We start from the raw sequence: 17849 nt of genomic DNA, 5'->3' as shown, positions 1-17849 counted from the left end.
CGCCGCGCCGTCTTGTGCCCGATCCGCCGCCGGGAGCGGCCCGCCTAGGTTCGGGCCATGACATCCGCCAAGGACACCGCCCCGCTCACCGCCGTGTCGCATCTGCTCTCCTTCACCCTTGTCGTCGGCGGCGGAAGCGGTCTGCTGCACGAATGGTGGGGCTGGCTCCACTTCATGGGGTTCGTCCGCTTCCTCGTCCCCGAGGGCTATGAGGTGTACAGCTATGTCGTGATGGTCGTCATCGGCCTGGCGGTGGGCGCGGCGGGCGGCGCGTTCGGCGATCGAGGCCGCGGATGAGACCGCGGCCGGTGACCGCTCGGGTCACCGGCCGCGAGTCCGCCTCACTTCCGCGTGGCGATCCGCATGAAGGTGATGGAGTTGGCCGGGAAGGTGTAGCTGAACGTGGTGTCCACACCGTCGAACGTGGAGCCGATCGGCCTGATGGGCCGATCGGTGGCGGTGTTCACCGCGTCCGGGGCGCCCTGGAGCGTGGTCAGCCGTGCGGTCCGCCGGACCGTGACCCCCTGGCCGAGGCCGATCCGGGTGCGGGCGGCGGCGTCCTGGGCGTTGACCACCTTGACGATGAGCTCACCGGTGGCCTTGTCGCGGGTCACCACCTGGCGGAACGGCTCGGCCACCTTGTCATCGGTGAACGAACCCCACTTCTTCCCGTCCAGGTACAGCGTCACCTGCCGGCCGCGGACCTCGACCCGCACGTCGTACGCCCGGCCTGTCTCGATCTTCGTGCCGTCCTCGGCCATCGTCTGCTTGGCGCCGTCCGTGGCCTTCTCCACGGCGGACCGGGTGTTGCCCCAGCCGCCGAGGTTCCACCAGTAGTAGTTGCCGGTGTCCTTGACCCCGAAGGCGATGAGGAAGCCCTCGCTGCCCGCACGCTTGGTGGCCTTCAGCTTCAGGTCGTAGTTCTGCCAGCCGCTGTCGCCCGCGGTGACCATCGTGTTCTCGGCGGCGGTGTCGGACTGGACGTACGCGCCGTCCCGCACCTGCCAGGAACCGGTCCCGGTGGCCTTGGTCCACTTGCCGTCGCCGCCGGAGAAGTCGTCGCTCAGCAGGGTGGACCCGTCCGCCGAGGTGACCTGGACATCGTCGTACGCGGCGCTGGTGGCCCAGGTGGACAGGCCGACGGCGCCGGTGATCGGGCCGGAGGGGAGGGACGGGGTGGCGGACGCCTGGCTCGGCACCACCTGGTCCCCGACGTTGTTCATGAAAAGCTTCTGGGTCTCATAGCTGGTCGAGCCCCAGGCGGCGGCGTTGTCGAACCAGATCAGATCCGGCCGCCACTGGACGTAGTCCTCGTTGGCCAGCAGCGGGGCGTAGGAGGCCATCTTGACCACATCGGCGTTGCGCTCCAGGCCGGTCATGTACGCGGCCTCGGCCAGGGAGTTTCCGAAGCGGTTGTCCTGCGAGGCGTATTCGCCGAGGAACACCTTCGGGCCCTGGCGGTCGTAGGAGTCATAGCGGTTGTTGTTCTCCAGGAACCACCGCGGGCTGTTGTAGTAGTGCTCGTCGACCATCTTCACCTTCGCCGCGCGGTTCAGCTCCCACGCGCGGTCGAAGGTGACACCGCTGTCGTCGGGCCCGGAGTTGCTGATCACCGTGATCTCCGGGTGCTTGGCCTCGATGGCCGCGCGGAACTCGGTGAAGCGCTCGAAGAAGGCGTCGGGGAGGTTCTCCTCGTTGCCCACCTCCAGACGGTCCAGGCCGAAGGGTTTTGGATGCCCCATCTGTGCGCGCTTCTTGCCCCACGGGGAGGTCACCGGCCCGTTGGCGAACTCGATCAGGTCGAGGGTGTCCTGGATGTGGCGCCTGAGCAGCTCGGGGTCGTCGGTGGCCTTGTTCTGGCCGCAGCCGGTGACGAGCGCGGGCACCACGGGCAGCGGTGTGGCGCCGATGTCCTCGGCGAACTGGAAGTACTCGTAGTAGCCGAGGCCGTAGGACTGGTTGTAGCCCCAGAAGTTGGCGTTGGCGGGCCGCTCCTCGACCGGACCGACGGTGTCCTTCCACTGGTAGGACCGCTTGCGCTCCCAGTCCGGCGCCTCGTACGCCCTATGGCTTCCGGTGTTGACCAGACAGCCGCCCGGGAAGCGCAGAAAGCCCGGCTTCAGCGCGGCGATCTTCTCCGCGAGGTCCTTGCGCAGCCCGTTCGGGCGGCCCTTGTAGGTGTCCCGGGGGAGGAGGGAGACCATGTCGAGCCGGACGGTGCCACCGCCGCCCGCGGTCACCGCGAGCCGTCCGGTGGTGTCCGTGGCGCGCGCGGTGAGCGTCCCGGTGTACTTCGTCCAGCGGTCCCCGCGCACGGTGGCGCGCAGCGGCGTGGCGAGCGCGGTGGAGCCCGAGGCGGTGTGGAGACCGATCGTCAGCGGGGTGCCGGAGGGGTTGTCGGTGCGGGCCCACACCGAGAAGTCGTACTTCTTTCCGGTCTGGACGGCGATGCCGGTGTTGTAGCCGGAGTTGGTGACGCCGTACCCCGCCCCGGTGCCGCTGCCGTCCCCGCGGAGGTCCAGCCGCAGATAGCCGCGGTTGTTCTCATTGAGCCGCGCCGCGTCGTTCACCACACGCGCCGTGCCGGTGGCGCCGCCGGTCGCGGTCTCGGCCCATGAGGTGAGCGGGGTGTACGAGGCGTTGTCGGCGGTGCCGTACTCGAAGGACCGGTTCTGGACGAGCTCGGCGTACAGCCCGCCGTCCGCCGCGCGGTTGATGTCCTCGTAGAAGACGCCGTACATCGCGTCGTCGATCTCCGGGCCCGCGCTGTCCGGATCGACGGTGATCGAGTAGTCGGTCACGGCCGCGGAGGAGGCCCCGGCGGCCGTGGGGTCGGTGAGCAACGCGGCGGCGAGCAAGGTGCTGAGCAGGGCGCTCACGGTGAGGCCGAGCCCCCGTCTGGTACGTCCCGTTGATCGCATGGCGACTCCTGTACCGCAGTATGTTCGAAATATCGGACATCGCTCAGTACTTCGAACGGACGATAGGCAGGGGACCGACGGAGCGTCAATGGCCGGTGCGCGACGGTCAGTCCGCCGGACGCGGCGGCGCCGTCGTGCCGCGGACCTCGAGGACCGGGGCGGTAAGGGCCACCTCGCCGGGGCGGGCGGGGTCGGCGATCCGGTCGAGCAGGCGGCGCGCGGCGCGGCGGCCGATGTCATGACCGGCGTTGTCCACGCTGGTGAGCCACAGATGGCGCAGCCGCGCGAGGTAGGTGTTGTCGTAGCCGACGAGGGAGAGCTCGCCCGGCACCCGCAGGCCGAGCTCCTCGGCGGCCGACAGGGCGCCGACCCCGGCCATGTCGTTGAACGCGAAGACGGCGGTGGGCCGGTGCGGCGCGCCCAGCAGCCGGACCGTGGCCCGGTAGCCACCCTCCTCGGTCAGATCGCCCTGCTCCACGGCCGCCGACCCGGACAGGCCGTGTTCGCGCATGACCGCCTCGAAGCCACGGCGGCGCAGTTCGCCCACCACGCCCTGCCCCGCGATATGGGCGATGTCCCGGTGGCCGAGGCCGATGAGGTGCTCGGTGGCCAGGCGGGCGCCCAGCTCGTCGTCGCCCGCGACGATGTCCACGTTCGGCAGCACGGGCTCGCGGGTGCCCGCGACCACCGTGGGCACCCGCGCGGCCGCCGTGCGCACCGCCGCCGGGTCCGGGAGCGTGCCCACGGCGATCAGGCCGTCCACCCGCAGCTCGGTGAAGGTGTGGGTGAGGTCCTCGCCGAGCCGCCGGTTGAGCCGGCCGTCGGCCAGCAGTGTCCGCAGACCGCCGGCGTACAGCTCGGAGTTGAGGCCGTCGAGCAGCTCCACGAACCAGGGGTTGCGCAGATCGTTGAGGAGCACCCCGACGGTCCGGGTGCGCCGCTCGCTGAGGCTGCGCGCGGCGGCGTTGGGCCGGTAGCCGAGCTCCTCGACGGCGGCCAGGACGGCCCGCCGCTTCTCGGGGCGCACCTGCTGGGAGCCGCGCAGCACCAGGGAGACCAGCGACTTCGACACTCCGGCCCGTTCGGCGACATCGCGGATCGTCGGTGGTCTCATGGTCTGGACCGTTCCATATGGCGGACGCGGTTGTCAAAGGGGTTGACACCTGCGGAGAGGGCTCTCAGTGTGGGCCGAGAGAGATCTGGAACGGTCCAAAGAAGGGCAGTCATGGTGAGTACGCTCGGGGTCGCCGTCGTGGGATTCGGCTGGATGGGACGGGTGCACACCCAGGCGTACGTCCGGCTGCCGCACCACTTCCCGCGGCTGTCCGTACGGCCCGAACTCGTCGCCGTCGCCGACGAGGTGCCCGGCCGGGCCGAGGAGGCCGCCGGGCGGTACGGCTTCGCCACCGCCGCCCGGGACTGGCAGGAGGTCGCCGCCGACCCCCGGGTCCAGGCGGTCAGCATCGCCGCGCCGAACTTCCTGCACCGCGAGATCGGCGTCGCCATGGCCCGGGCGGGCAAGCACATCTGGATCGAGAAGCCGGTCGGGCTCACCGCCGACGACGCGCGCGCGGTCGCCGGGGCCGTGGCCGAGGCCGGGGTCCAGGGCGCGGTCGGCTTCAACTACCGCAACGCACCCGCCGTCCAGACCGCCCGGGCCATGATCGCCGCCGGGGAGATCGGCACCGTCACCCATGCCCGCATCCGCCTCTTCAGCGACTACGCCGCCCACCCCGAAGGGGCCCTGACCTGGCGGTACGAACGTGCGCGCGGCGGCAGCGGAGTGCTGGGCGACCTCGCCTCCCACGGGGTGGACCTGGCCCGCTTCCTGCTCGGCGAGATCGACGCGCTGACCGCCGACACCGCCGTGTTCGTGCCCGAGCGGGCCCGCCCCACCGGCGCCACCGCCGGTCACACCCGGGCCACCGGCGGCGAGCTGGGCCCGGTGGAGAACGAGGACTACGTCTCCTGTCTGCTGCGCTTCGCCTCCGGCGCCCGTGGGGTGCTGGAGGCGTGCCGGGTCTCGGTCGGTGAACAGAACACCTACGGCTTCGAGATCCACGGCACCAAGGGCGCGGTCTTCTGGGACTTCCGGCGCATGGGCGAACTCGGCGTCAGCCGCGGCACCGCGTACCAGGACCAGCCCGTGTCCACCGTGTACGTCGGCCCCGGGCACGGCGAGTACGCCGCCTTCCAGCCCGGCTCGGCCAACGGCATGGGCTATGACGATCTGAAGGTGATCGAGGCCTACCACTTCCTGCGCTCCATGGCCGAGGGCACCGCTCACGGCGCCACCCTGGACGACGCCGTGCACAGCGCCACCGTGCTGGACGCCATGACCCGCTCCGCCGAACTGGGCACCTGGGTGAGCCCCGGCTGAGCCAAGCGGCCGACGCCATGGTGACTTCCGGCTCATGGCGGCTGCGGTGAGCACACGGGCCCGAACCGGCGTACTGGAGGGGGCGGGGAACCGCGCCACGCACCCTCGACGCCGGAGGTACCTCACCCGTGACCACCACGACCGAACCGGCCCCGACCGAGGCCGGCCGCCGCGACGCGGGCGAGCCGCGGGGCGGGCGGTTCGACTCCTCCCTCGGCCTCATCATGCTGCTGCTCCTCGTGGTGGTCGCCCAGGGGCCGGTCCGCCGGGCGCTGTCGGCTCCGGTGGCGCAGAGCTGGATGACCGTGTTCACCGCGGTGGTCCTCCAGGCCCTGCCCTTCCTCGTGCTCGGGGTGCTGCTGTCGGCGCTCATCGCGGTGTTCGTCCCGCCGTCGTTCTTCGCCCGTGCGCTGCCGCGGCGGCCCGCGGTCGCGGTGCCGGTGGCGGGCATGGCCGGGGCGGTGCTGCCCGGCTGTGAATGCGCCTCCGTACCGGTGGCCGGGGCGCTGGTGCGCCGCGGCGTCACCCCGGCGGCGGCGCTGGCGTTCCTGCTGTCCGCCCCGGCGATCAACCCGATCGTGCTGACCGCCACCGCCGTCGCGTTCCCCCGCCAGCCGCAGATGGTGTTCGCCCGGTTCGTGGCGAGTCTGTTCGTGGCGTGTGCGATGGGCTGGCTGTGGCAGCGGCTGGGGCGGGCCGACTGGCTGCGCCCACCGGCCCGCCCCGCCTTCCACGGCCATGGGAAGGGCGCCGCGTTCTGGGCGTCCGTACGCCACGATGTGATGCACGCCGGTGGCTTCCTCGTCGTCGGCGCGATGGCCGCGGCTACCCTCAAGGCCGTGGTGCCGGCGAGCTGGCTGCGCGGCGCCGCCGATGACCCGGTCGTGTCGATCCTGGCCCTGGCGGTCCTCGCGGTGCTGCTGTCGATCTGCTCCGAGGCCGACGCCTTCGTGGCCGCGTCCCTGTCGCAGTTCTCGCTCACCGCCCGGCTGGCGTTCCTCGTCGTCGGGCCGATGATCGACCTGAAGCTGTTCGCCATGCAGACCGGCACGTTCGGCCGCGGGTTCGCGCTGCGGTTCGCGCCCGCCACCTTCGTTCTCGCCGTCCTGGTGTCGACCCTGGTCGGGGCGGTGCTGCTGTGAACCGGAAGGCTCAGGCGATCGTGCTGTTCCTGGTCGGCGGGGCGGTGCTGCGAGCCGGATCCACCGACCTCTATCTGCGCTATGTGAAGGCGGGGCTGCGCCCGTTGCTCCTCGCGGCGGGTGTCGTCCTGATGGCGGCCGCCGTCGCCACCGTCTGGTACGAGCGGCGGCCGCGCCCGGCCGATGAGGACGCGGGGGAAGGCGAAGAGGACGCGGGGGAAGGCGAAGAGGGCCATGGGGAGGGCGAAGGCGGCCACGCCCACCGGGAACCACGTGTCTCCTGGCTCCTCGTGCTCCCGCTGTTCGCCCTCATCCTGGTCGCGCCGCCCGCGCTCGGCTCGTACACCGCCATGCACACCGGCACGGCGCTGCAACGCCCTTGGGGCTTCCCCGCCCTCCCCGCCGGGGATCCGCTGCCGCTCAACGTGGCCGACTACGCCGGGCGCGCGGTGTACGACCACGGGCGCTCCCTGGAGCACCGGAGGGTCAAGATCACCGGCTTTGTCGCCCTCGACGGCCACGGCGCCCCCTACCTCGTCCGGATGGCGCTCAACTGCTGCGCCGCCGACGCCCAGCCCGTCAAGATCGGCCTGACCGGGCGGATCCCCGCGGTGCTGGAACCCGACACCTGGCTCCAGGTCATCGGCACCTACACCCGCGAGCGGACCAAGGACCCGGTGGGCGGTGGCGCCATCCCGTACCTCGAGGTCAGCCGGTCCAGGCCGGTCCCGGCCCCGCGCGATCCGTACGACGAGAGCTGGAACGGCTGATGGCTGACCAATCGTCAGGCCGCCCTTCCGCTCCGCCACTCGGTCGGTAGAATCCGCCGGACGGCTGCTGATCTTGGGGCAGTGGGCGGCCGGCCATAGGAGTTCTCGCTGCCACCACTCTGGGAGCCGACCATGGAGCACACCTCGCCGGACCGGGCGGTCACGGCACCGCTCGGGCCACCGCCGCCGTTCGATCCGGAACTCGCCACGGCGCTCGCGGCCATCCATGAGCTCCTGCCCCCCGGCGGCTCCGGGGCCGATCCGGGTGCGACACCCCCTCGGGACGTGCCCGGAATGGAGCCGGTGACGAACGAGGCCCTGGAGCGCGACGGGGTCTTCCGGGTCGAGGAGCGGTCCGTCCCCGGCCCGGTGGGCGCGCCGGACGTCTCCCTGCTGATCTGCCGCTTGGCGGACGCGGCCACTGAGGTGCCGGTGCTCTACCACATCCACGGCGGCGGCATGACGGTCGGGGACAACCGCACGGGCCTGCCGGAGATGCTCGACCTCGCCCAGGAACTGGGGCTCTCCGTGGTCTCCGTCGAGTACCGCCTGGCGCCGGGGACCCAGCACCCCGGGCCGGTCGAGGACTGCTACGCCGGTCTGGCCTGGACCGCCGAACACGCCGCCGAGCTGGGCATCGACCCCGGGCGCGTCATCGTCGTCGGGGGCAGCGCGGGCGGCGGTCTCGCCGCGGCCGTCGCCCTGCTGGCCCGGGACCGCGGTGGCCCCGCCCTGTCCGGCCAGCTGCTGATGTGTCCCATGCTGGACGACCGCAACGACACGCCCTCCGCCCGGCAGATGGCCGGTGTCGGGGTGTGGGACAGGGCCGCCAACGAGGCCGGATGGACGGCACTGCTCGGCGCCGCACGCGGGACCGACGACGTCTCGCCCTACGCCGCACCGGCCCGCGCGACGGATCTGTCCGGTCTGCCTCCCGCGTTCATCGACGTGGGGGCCGCGGAAACCTTCCGCGACGAGGACGTGGACTACGCCGGCCGCATCTGGCGGGCCGGGGGACAGGCCGAACTGCACGTCTGGCCCGGTGCCTTCCACGGATTCTCGGGCATGGCGCCGCGGGCGGCCGTCTCGGGGGACGCGCGGGCGGCTCGGCTGCGGTGGCTGCGCAGGCTCCTGGCCCGCTGATGGCCGCTGCGCGGTGATCGTACGGACGGTCGTGTGGTGATCCGTGGGCGGACCACCACACGACCGTGAGAGTCAGTGGTCAGTGGGATTCGCGGGGCACCGGATGTCCGCTGCCACCGACCAGGAAGTCCAGGTCAAGGCCCTGGTCCGCCTGCAGCACATGCTCGGTGTAGAGCCTGCTCCAGCCCCGGGCGGCGACCGGCGGCGGGGGCTCCCAGGCGGCCCGCCGGCGCTCCAGCTCCTCCTCGCCCACCTCCAGGGTCAGCGTGCGCGCCGGGACGTCCAGGGTTATCCAGTCGCCGTCGCGCACCAGCGCCAGCGGGCCGCCGACGGCGGACTCGGGGGACACATGGAGCACCACGGTGCCGAAGCCGGTGCCGGACATCCGGCCGTCACAGACGCGCACCATGTCCTCCACGCCCTTGCGCAGCAACTTGGGCGGCAGCACCACATTGGACACCTCGGGCATGCCCGGGTAGCCGCGCGGGCCGCTGCCCCGGATCACCAGCACGGTGTTCTCGTCCACCGGCAGGTCCTCATCCGCGTGCACGGCGAGGTAGTCCTCCGGGGTGTCGAACACCAGGGCCCGGCCCCGGTGGGTGAGCAGATGACGGGACGCGGCGGACTGTTTGATCACCGCGCCGTTCGGCGCGAGATTGCCGCGCAGTACGGCGGTGCCGGTGCCCGCCTCCTGGAACGGGTCGTCCAGCGTCCGGATCACCTCACGGTTCCAGCACTCGGCGTCGGCGACGTTCTCCGCCACCGTACGGCCGGTCACCGTGGTCGGCTCCGGGTGCAGCAGCGCGCCCAACTCGCGCATCACCACCGGCAGTCCACCGGCGTAGCAGAAGTCCTCCATCAGGAACCGTCCGGAGGGCTGCAGATCGACCAGCGTGGGCACCTCCCGGGCCAGCGCGTCGAAGTCGTCGAGAGCCAGCGGCACCCCCAGCCGCCCCGCGATGGCCAGCAGATGGATCACCGCGTTGGTGGAGCCGCCGATGGCCGCGTTGACCCGGATCGCGTTCTCGAACGCCTCCCGGGTCATGATCTGCGACGGCCGCAGATCCTCCTCCACCATGGCCACGATCCGCTGCCCGGCGCGCTGCGCCGTCTCGTACCGCCGCGAGTCCACCGCCGGCCAGCTCGCCGAATAGGGCAGCTGCATACCGAGTGCCTCGGCCATCGACGCCATGGTGGACGCGGTGCCCATGGTCATGCAGTGCCCGTTGGACCGGGCCATGCAGCCCTCGGCGAAGAAGCACTCCTCCTGGGTCATCCGCCCGGCCGCCAACTCGGCCTCGAACCGCCACACCTGGGTGCCCGAACCCACGTCCCCGCCCCGGTACTTGCCGTTCAGCATCGGGCCGCCGGTGACCATGATGGCCGGCAGATCGACGCTGGAGGCGGCCATCAGCAGACCCGGGGTGGTCTTGTCGCAGCCGGACAGCAGCACCACACCGTCCAGCGGATTGGCCCGCATCAGCTCCTCGGCCTCCATGGCCAGCAGATTGCGGTACAGCATCGCGGTGGGCCGCATCAGCGTCTCGCCCAGCGCCATCGCGGGGAACTCCAGCGGAAAGCCACCGGCCTGCCACACCCCGCGCTTCACCGACTCCGCCACCCGCCGCAGATGGCTGTTGCAGGGCGCCAGCTCCGACCAGGTCGTGGCGATGCCGATCACCGGACGGCCGTCGAACACCTCACCGGTGTAGCCCTGGTTGCGCATCCAGGACCGATAGACCATCCCGGACCGGCCCTCCGCACCGAACCAGGCCGCGCTGCGCCGACGTCCGTGTGTTCCCGTGTCAGTCACTTCTGCACTCCCTCTGGCGATCCTTGTCAGCGAAGGGTGATGACGTTTCCGGTGATGAGCGCGGCCTCGTCCGAGGCGAGGAAGACAATGGTCCTCGCGACCTCGGCCGGATCGGCGACATGGAAATGGGTGGGGCTCGCCGCGACGAACCGCCGGACCTCGTCCGTGACCCACCCGGTGTCGGTCACGGGCGGCCGCACCACATTGGCCGTGATGCCGAGGCCGGCCAGCTCCGCGGCCGCCGACAGGGTGTAGTCGGTCTGGGCGGCCTTCGCCGCGCCGTAGGACACCTCTCCGGGGAAACCGAGCTCCCCTCCCGACGTCAGGCCCACGATCCGCCCCCAGTCGGCACCGCGTGCCCGGTGGCGGCGGGCCAGCTCGCCGATCAGCAGCGCGGGCGCCATCGCGTCCACCGAGAACTGCCGGGACCAGGTCTCCGCGGTGACGGGGCGCAGCGGCCGGTCGAACCGGTCGGCCGGATCGGGGGTGAAGGTGTCCTGGATCCACCCCGAGGCGTTGTTGACCAGGATGTCCACCGGGCCCAGGCGGTGCTCGGCGAGGTCGAAGAGCCGCTCCGGAACCGCCGGGTCGCCGAGGTCCGCCTCAAAGGCCTCGGCCCGCCCGCCGGCCCGGCGGATCTCCGCCACGACCTCTGCACCGTCGGTGGATCGCGCGGCGTGGTACGGATCCGGGGCGTCCCCCTCACCGCTGCCGGGTGGCGGTCGCAGATAGGTGCAGAGCACCGCGACCCCGCGGGCCGCCAGCGCTCGTGCCGTGGCGGCGCCGATCCCCTGGTTCGCCCCCGTCACCAGGGCCACATGGCCGGTTGACGATGTTTCCCGCATCCCCGCAGTACAGCAAAGACGAGCGCCACGCGGAAGATCGTGTCCTCGGCTTCTCGGCGTTCTCGGAGACCTCGGTGCCGTGGGCGAAGCCGAGGTCGGCCCGCCGCCATCCGGCGGCGCCACCTGGACGTCCGTTCGGCCCCTGGGACGGCGAGCCGTACGGCCCGGTGGGGGCGGGTGCGGTAAGCATCCGGTGCGTGTGGTGTGGATCGGCGTCCGGCCTACGGTGAGGAGTGTCCGTATGAGTGGTGAGCTGTCCGGTGCCACGGCCCTGGTCACGGGCGCCACGGCGGGGATCGGCCGGGCCGTGGCCCTGCGGCTGGGGGCGCTGGGGGCCGAGGTCGTCGTCCACGGCCGGGACGCGCGCCGGGGCGCGGAGGTGGTCCAGGAGGTGTCCGCGACGGGCGCCACGGCCAGGTTCGTGGCGGCGGATCTGGCCGAGGCCGACGATGTGCGGCGGCTGGCCGCCGAGGCGGGGGACGTGGACATCCTGGTCAACAACGCGGGTGTCTACCGGTTCGCGGACACCGCCGGGACCTCGTCCGAGATGTTCGACGTCCATATGGCCATCAACGCCCGCGCACCGCTTCTGCTGGTGGGGCGGCTGGCACCGGGTATGGCCGCCCGGGGCCACGGGGCCATCGTCAACCTCAGCACCATCGCCGCCGGTACCCCCGCCCGCGACGCCGGGGCGTACGGCGCCTCGAAGGCGGCGCTGGAGCTGTTGACCCGGGTGTGGGCCGATGAGTTCGGTGGCCGGGGAGTCCGGGTCAACGCCGTCCGTTCGGGCCCGGTCCACACGCCGGGCACCTCCGAGATGGGGGAGGAGGCCCTGCGCACCGTGGCGCGCGCCACGGTCCTGGACCGGCCCGCGGCGCCCGAGGAGATCGCCGAAGCCGTGCTCTTCCTCGTCTCCCCCCGGGCGAGCTACATCACCGGCGCCGTCCTGGAGGCCCGGGGCGGCGAGCCGGCCATCGGCTGACGCACGCCGGCCCCTGGGGCGGCCTCAGGGCGATGCGCCGGTCCACGCGATGGGCTGTTCCGTCCAGATGCACTTGCCCTCGGCGGTGTAGCGGGTCCCCCAGCGCTGCGAGAGCGCGGAGACCAGTTGCAGCCCCCGGCCTCCCTCGTCCGTCTCGGCGGCCCGGCGGATCCGGGGGGTGGTGGCGCTCGCGTCCGAGACCTCGCAGATCAGCGAACTGCCGCGGATCAGCCGGAGCCGGGTCGGCCCCCTGGCGTGCCGGACGACATTGGCGACGAGCTCGCTGGCCAGCAGTTCGGTGGTCATGACCAGCTCGTCGAGACCCCATGCCTCGAGTTGTTCGCGCACATGGGCGCGGGCGAGACCGGCGGCCACCGGGTCCTCCGGCAGTGGCCACCCGGCGGTGTTCCCGGAGGCCAGCCCATGGAGCCGGGCGATCAGCAGGGCGGTGTCGTCGGCGGTCAGCCGCTTCGTGGGCAGCATGGCCCCGACCAGGAGGTCGCAGAGCCGGTCGAGCCGGTCGTGGTCCGTCCCGTGCATCCCGCCCGCCCTGCGGCCGCTGGTCCGCGGACGGGGCGGAGGACATGTGAGGAGCCGGCCGTACTCGCTGGTCAGCACCTGGGTGCACTCGGCGATACCGGTGTCGATGTCGCGCGCCGCGGACTCCACCAGGCCGTCCGTGTACATCACCAGCAGACTGCCGTCGGGCAACCGCAGATCCACCGTGGAGAACGGGGGCTCCCCGGCACCCAGCGGCGGATCGGGCGTCGGCTCCAGACACTCCACGCTGCCGTCGGGGCGCACGATCAGGGGCGGGGGATGACCGGCGCGGGCGAGGGAGCAGTACCCCGTGATGGGGTCGTAGACCGCGTACAGACAAGTGGCGAAGGAGTCGTCGCCCAGATCGCTGACGACCTCGTTCAGATGGGCCAGGACCTCCTCGGGAGGCAGCTCGAGGTTGGCGAGCGTGTGCACGGCGGTGCGCAGCCGACCCATGGTGGCGGCCTCCGCCAGACCGTGGCCCATCACATCGCCGATGACGAGGGCCACCCGCTCCGCGGACAGCGGGATCACGTCGTACCAGTCGCCGCCGATGTCCGTACCGCTGCTGGCGGGCAGATAGCGCACGGCGGGGGTGAGGGCGGCCAGGGAGGGCAGGACCCGGGGCAGCAGACCGCGCTGGAGGGCCTGGGCGCGGGCGTGCTCGGTGTCGTAGAGCCGGGCCCGGGCCAGCGCCTGGGCGATCATTCCGCTGAGGGCGGTGAGCAGGGTGCGCTCATCGGCGGAGAGGTGGCGGGGCTCGTCGAAGGAGACGGTGCAGGTGCCGATGGCGTTGCCGGAGGCGATCAGGGGGAGCACGGCCCAGGCGTTCTTCCGGGCGATGGCGGGGTTGCCGGTCAGATCGGGGAACAGCTGCTCGTACTCCTCGGTCGAGGAGATGAAGCACGGCCGGCGCGAGCCGAGCACTTCGTTGAGCAGACGGTAGCCCCCGAATGCCGGGACCCCGTCGACCTTGCTGAGGAAGGCCCGGGGATACCCCACGGACCCCACCACGTTCAGCCGGCCGCCCTCCAGACACAGCATCAGCAGACCCGAGGCGCCGAACGGCGGCAGCACATGGGCGGCCATGACCTGGACGACGTCCTGGGTGGTCACCGCGTCGGCGAGCGCGTTGCCCAACTCGCTGATCCTGGCGGCCTGTTCGGCGCCGAGGCGCTCGGCCTCCGCGCGCCGGGCGGCCTGGGTGCGCCGTTCGGTGACATCGGTGAGATAGGCCGTCAGCCCATCGGGGACCGAGACCAGCCGTATGTGGTACCAGCGGTCGTCGGTGGGCCACCGGATGTCGAACCCGGTCGGTCTGCCGTCGGCGGCGGCGCGCCGGCAGCGGTCCTCCAGCTCGGGGACCGTGCCCGCGGGGCCCTCCCAGAGCGGCCGGCCGAGCACCTCCCCGGCCGGGCCGACCAGGCGCTCGGCCTCGACGTTGAGGAAGGTGATCCGCCAGTCCCGGTTCACCGCGAAGAACGCGTCGCTCATGTACCGCAGCGCCTGCCCCACCGACTCCCGCGCCATTCGGCTCTCGGTGGTGTCCCAGACCTTCCCGAGCATGCGCACGGGCACGCCGTTCTCGTCGAGCTCGAGATGGGCGCGGCTCTGCACCCAGCCGGTGGTGCCGTCGGGACGGCGGACCCGGTACTCGGCCTCGTAGCCGCTCCGCTCGCGCAGGGACTTCTCGGTGGCGGCCATCACCCGCGGCATGTCCTCGGGGTGGATGAGGTCGAGCCAGCTCTCGATCCGCCGCTCGTAGCCGCCGGGGAGGCCGAGAAGGGTCAGCCCCGCCCGGTCCCAGCGCATCTCACCGGTGTGGATGCCCCATTCCCAGGAACCGGCCTTGACCGCGTCCAGGGACTGCTGGACCACCGAGCCGCCCGGCCGCTGCTGCCACCACGGGTACTCGTCGCAGTCGCCGACCCCGACCCCGACCCCGGCTCCCGAGCGGGAGAGGCGGCGCTCCGCCCAGTGCCCCACCGCCTCGAGGAAGGCGGCCTGCTCCGGGGTCGGCTCCCGCGGGCCGGTGAGGACCGACAGCGCGCCCACCGGCCCGTCCGGCCCGGTCAGCGGAACGGACGCCACCGTGGTCGCCGCCGGGAGGCTCCCGGAGGCGGCGCGGGCGGTCTCCCCTGGCTTGGTGGTCTCCCCGGGCCCGGGGGCTTCGCCTGGCTTGGCGGTTTCCTCGGTCCCCGGGGCTTCACCGGGCCCCGCGGCCTCGCCGGATGCCGCCGGCAGCCATACGAAGCGGTTGTCCCGCACGGCTCGGGCGGGGGCGAGCGGGGCCTCGTCCTGGCGGATCTCCTCCCAGCCGCCGAGGGCGGGCAGCGGCAGCCCGCTGGCGAGGACCAGGCGCAGCGTACGGCTCCCCGCCGGGCCGCAGGACCAGTGCACCAGGCCCGCGAGTCCGCCCAGCTCGGAGACTGCCTGGTCCAGGGCGTGCTGCATCACCTCGCGGTCGGTGAGCGCGGTGCCGACCGCCGAGAGGAGGGACAGTCGTTCATCGCCCCATGAATGGGAGCGCCCCGCCGCGTATGTTCCGCGCCGCTCCGCCATCCCAGGACCTCACTCACGGAATAGGGCGTTCTCGGACAAACGTAGCACTGGCATATGCCGGACATCACTCACCGGACGTCCGTCACCAGATTCCCTATTTTCCCTACTGGAAAAATAGGGAATGATGAAGTCCGGCCGGATGGAGGGGAGCGGGCGTGACGGTGGTGGATGCGGCGGCCGAGGCGCCCGACCGCGCGTGGTGGCTGCGGATCGCCGGCGAGGCGGCGGACGACCTCGCCACGGACGCGGTCGTCCGCGACCAGGCCGGCAAGACGCCGTACGACGAGATCGCCCGGCTCCGCGAGGCGGGGCTGCTGGCGCTGCTGATCCCCGTCGAGCACGGCGGCGGGGGAGCGGGCTGGTCAACGGCCTGTGCCGTGGTACGGAAGATCGCCGCGGCCGACGGCGCGATCGGCCAGCTGCTCGGCTGCCACTACCTGCTGTCCTTCAGTGCCCGCTTCTTCGGCGGGGCCGATCTCGCCGCCCGGGTGGAGCGCGAGTCGGCGGCCGGGCAGTGGTGCTGGGGCGGCGGTCTGGCCCCGTGCGAGCCACGGCTGACGCTCACCTCCGGGAGGGACGGCCGGCTGGTGAACGGACGCCAGGGGTACGCCACCGGCGTGCTGGTCGCCGACCGGCTGGCCGTCCGCGTCACCCACGCCGACACCGGCGAACCGCTGGCCGTGCTCGTCGACACCGCCCACCCCGGCGTGGTGTGCGGTGGCGACGACGGGGACACCTTCGGGCAGCGGCTGGCGGCCGGCGGAAGCGTGGAGTTCGACGCGGTGCCGGTCGAGGACGACGCGGTGCTCGGCCCGCTCTCCTGGGACGAGGACACCCTCTCGCCGTTCAGCGGGCTGGCCGCGCCGACCGGCCGTCTGGTCTCGGCGCAGATCTGTCTCGGGATCGCGCAGGGGGTGCTCGCCGAGGCCCGCGAGTACACCAGGGCGGTGCACGCGCCCTGGCCGCACACCTCCCCGCGCGATCCGTACGCGCTGACCACCTACGGGGAGCTCACCGTCGCCACCTTCTCCGCCGCCGCCCTCGCCGACCAGGCGCTGGAGGCCCTGGACGGCGGGCTGGCGCGCGGTGAGGACCTGACCGACGACGAATGCGCCGAGATCACCGTGCTGGCCGCCGCGGCCGAGGCCGCCGCCTCCCGGGCCGCCCACGACGCCACCGCCCGCGCCCTGGACGTCGTCGGCGCCCGCTCCGCCTCCTCGGCCTACGGATTCGACCGCTTCTGGCGCAACGCGCGCACCCACACCCTCTACGACCCCGTCGCCCACCGGCTCCACGAGGTCGGGGACTACTTCCTCAACGGCGAGCACCCCCCGTTCACCCTGCCCTTCTGACGGCCCGGCGCCCAAGGGGCGGATAATCAGCGCATGCGGATCTCGGCGAAGGCGGACTATGCGGTGCGGGCGGCGTTGGAACTGGCCGCGACGGAGGAGGACACCTCCGTCAAGGCCGAGGCGATCGCCGCCGCGCAGGGCATCCCGCACAAGTTCCTCGAGGGGATTCTGGGCGATCTGCGCCGGGGTGGTCTGGTGGCCAGCCAGCGCGGCGGCAAGGGCGGCTACCGGCTGGCCCGCCCGGCGGACACCATCAGCATCGCCGAGGTGATCCGGGTGGTCGACGGCCCCCTGGTGTCGGTGCGCGGAGTGCGCCCGCCCGAGCTGTCGTACTGCGGACCGGCGGAGTCGCTGCTGCCGCTGTGGATCGCGGTACGGGCCAACGTACGCAAGATCCTCGGTGAGGTGACCCTCGCGGAGGTGGCCGCGGCCAAGCTGCCCGGCGACGTCCTGGGCCTCGCCGAGGACCCGGAGGCGTGGACCAACCCCTAGGCCCGGGGCCGCTAAGCGCTCCGCTGGAAGTGTGGGGCTGCGTCGTCGGCCGACTGCGGCGCCGTCGTGGCTGGTCGCGCCCGCGCGGCGGAGCCGCATATCGACACAGCCCCGCGCCCCTTCGGGCCGCCCTACGACCCGGCGTCCAGGCCGTCGACCATGCGGTCGAGCAGCCGGGCGAACGTGGCGTCGGGGGTGAGCGGGCGTGCCGGGGCGGAGAGGGCCTCGGCGAGTTCCGGATGGTGTCCGTCGGCGGCCACCGCGGCGAGATAGCGGGCTTCGGCGGCGGCCCGCTCGGGTGAGGCGGAGAGCGCGGCCTGGGCGATCTCGTCGGCGACGAGCCTGGCGGCGAAACCCGTGATCAGGCTGAACACCTCCAGCTTGGCACCGCCGTCCAGCGCGGTGGGCCGCAGGGCGGCGAGCGCGTGTTCCAGGAAGGCGAGAGTGTTGGGCCCGAGGGACCAGCGGCGGTTGAACAGTGCGGTGGGCAGCCAGGGGTGGCGGAGCATCAGGCCGCGCTGGGCATGGGCGATGGCCTTCAGATCGGCACGCCAGTCGCCGGTCAGCGGGTCCGGCGGTGACAGCTCGCCACTCACATGGTCGACCATCAGCTGCAGCAGCGTCTCCTTGTCGGGGGCGTAGCTGTACAGCGACATGACCCCGGCGCCGACCTCGGAGGCCACCCGCCGCATGGTGACCGCGTCGATTCCCTCCGCGTCCGCGAGGGCGACCGCCGCAGCGGTGATCGCCGCCCGGCTGAAGGCGGGTTTGCGCCCCTTGCGGGGGCGGTCGGAGCTCAGCCACAGCTGCTGGGGGTCGACGCCTCCGGCGTCGGACCCGTCACCGCGCACCACGATCTGATCGCTCCTTCCCCGCATGGCGACGTGCCCCGCCATGGGGACGTGCC

The 17849-nt window shown here is 72.6% G+C and carries 14 protein-coding genes; 8 read left to right on the top strand and 6 right to left on the bottom strand.

Annotated elements, in window-relative coordinates:
• Positions 1 to 57 precede the first annotated feature (57 nt).
• Positions 58 to 297, top strand: coding sequence for a hypothetical protein (locus tag JK364_RS34895; RefSeq protein WP_201855370.1), 240 nt, complete (start codon positions 58 to 60; stop codon positions 295 to 297).
• 44 nt (positions 298 to 341) lie between these two features.
• Here JK364_RS34895 and JK364_RS34890 read toward each other — a convergent pair whose 3' ends face one another.
• Both JK364_RS34890 and JK364_RS34885 read right to left on the bottom strand, forming a co-directional pair.
• Positions 342 to 2921: an alpha-L-arabinofuranosidase family protein gene (locus JK364_RS34890; RefSeq protein ID WP_201855369.1), complete on the bottom strand. Its 2580-nt coding sequence runs from the start codon at positions 2919 to 2921 to the stop codon at positions 342 to 344.
• Positions 2922 to 3027: 106 nt separating this feature from the next.
• Positions 3028 to 4035 (bottom strand): LacI family DNA-binding transcriptional regulator, encoded by a 1008-nt coding sequence (locus tag JK364_RS34885; protein ID WP_201855368.1) that lies wholly within the window; start codon positions 4033 to 4035, stop codon positions 3028 to 3030.
• A gap of 111 nt (positions 4036 to 4146) precedes the next feature.
• On the opposite strand from JK364_RS34885, the gene JK364_RS34880 reads away from it, so the two are divergent.
• From JK364_RS34880 to JK364_RS34865, 4 genes are all read left to right on the top strand, one after another.
• Positions 4147 to 5301 carry a Gfo/Idh/MocA family protein gene (locus JK364_RS34880; protein ID WP_201855367.1) on the top strand — a complete coding sequence of 385 codons (1155 nt, stop codon included), beginning with the start codon at positions 4147 to 4149 and terminating at the stop codon, positions 5299 to 5301.
• A gap of 128 nt (positions 5302 to 5429) precedes the next feature.
• Positions 5430 to 6443: a permease gene (locus tag JK364_RS34875; RefSeq protein WP_201855366.1), complete on the top strand. Its 1014-nt coding sequence runs from the start codon at positions 5430 to 5432 to the stop codon at positions 6441 to 6443.
• Entirely contained in the window at positions 6440 to 7213 is a 774-nt protein-coding gene (locus JK364_RS34870) for a TIGR03943 family putative permease subunit (RefSeq protein WP_201855365.1), read from the top strand. Before JK364_RS34875 ends, JK364_RS34870 begins: the two co-directional genes overlap by 4 nt.
• 132 nt (positions 7214 to 7345) lie before the next feature.
• Entirely contained in the window at positions 7346 to 8356 is a 1011-nt protein-coding gene (locus JK364_RS34865; protein WP_201855364.1) for an alpha/beta hydrolase fold domain-containing protein, read from the top strand.
• A 79-nt stretch (positions 8357 to 8435) separates the two neighbouring features.
• On the opposite strand, the gene JK364_RS34860 is transcribed toward JK364_RS34865, so the two are convergent.
• On the bottom strand, positions 8436 to 10100 hold the full coding sequence (locus JK364_RS34860) for an IlvD/Edd family dehydratase (protein WP_230992986.1): 1665 nt from the start codon (positions 10098 to 10100) through the stop codon (positions 8436 to 8438).
• Between the two features lie 95 nt (positions 10101 to 10195).
• Complete coding sequence (locus tag JK364_RS34855; RefSeq protein ID WP_201855362.1) at positions 10196 to 11014, bottom strand: SDR family NAD(P)-dependent oxidoreductase; 819 nt, start codon at positions 11012 to 11014, stop codon at positions 10196 to 10198.
• A 241-nt stretch (positions 11015 to 11255) separates the two neighbouring features.
• Between JK364_RS34855 and JK364_RS34850 the strand changes: the two genes are divergently transcribed.
• Positions 11256 to 11996, top strand: a complete 741-nt coding sequence (locus JK364_RS34850) for an SDR family NAD(P)-dependent oxidoreductase (RefSeq protein WP_201855361.1) — start codon at positions 11256 to 11258, stop codon at positions 11994 to 11996.
• 24 nt (positions 11997 to 12020) lie between these two features.
• On the opposite strand, the gene JK364_RS34845 is transcribed toward JK364_RS34850, so the two are convergent.
• The gene (locus tag JK364_RS34845; protein ID WP_230992966.1) at positions 12021 to 15098 is read right to left on the bottom strand and encodes a SpoIIE family protein phosphatase; all 3078 of its coding nucleotides are present in this window, start codon (positions 15096 to 15098) and stop codon (positions 12021 to 12023) included.
• Between the two features lie 155 nt (positions 15099 to 15253).
• Between JK364_RS34845 and JK364_RS34840 the strand changes: the two genes are divergently transcribed.
• Positions 15254 to 16450, top strand: a complete 1197-nt coding sequence (locus JK364_RS34840; RefSeq protein ID WP_201855360.1) for an acyl-CoA dehydrogenase family protein — start codon at positions 15254 to 15256, stop codon at positions 16448 to 16450.
• Between the two features lie 33 nt (positions 16451 to 16483).
• Positions 16484 to 16942: an RrF2 family transcriptional regulator gene (locus tag JK364_RS34835; RefSeq protein ID WP_201855359.1), complete on the top strand. Its 459-nt coding sequence runs from the start codon at positions 16484 to 16486 to the stop codon at positions 16940 to 16942.
• A gap of 131 nt (positions 16943 to 17073) precedes the next feature.
• Here JK364_RS34835 and JK364_RS34830 read toward each other — a convergent pair whose 3' ends face one another.
• Positions 17074 to 17820, bottom strand: coding sequence for a TetR/AcrR family transcriptional regulator C-terminal domain-containing protein (locus JK364_RS34830; RefSeq protein ID WP_201855483.1), 747 nt, complete (start codon positions 17818 to 17820; stop codon positions 17074 to 17076).
• Between the last annotated feature and the right edge of the window lie 29 nt (positions 17821 to 17849).

This window comes from Streptomyces endocoffeicus, assembly GCF_016741935.1.
In the GTDB taxonomy this organism is placed as follows: domain Bacteria; phylum Actinomycetota; class Actinomycetes; order Streptomycetales; family Streptomycetaceae; genus Streptomyces; species Streptomyces endocoffeicus.
Note: the sequence above shows the minus strand (reverse complement) of the source record. Positions and strands in the feature narration are given on the sequence as shown.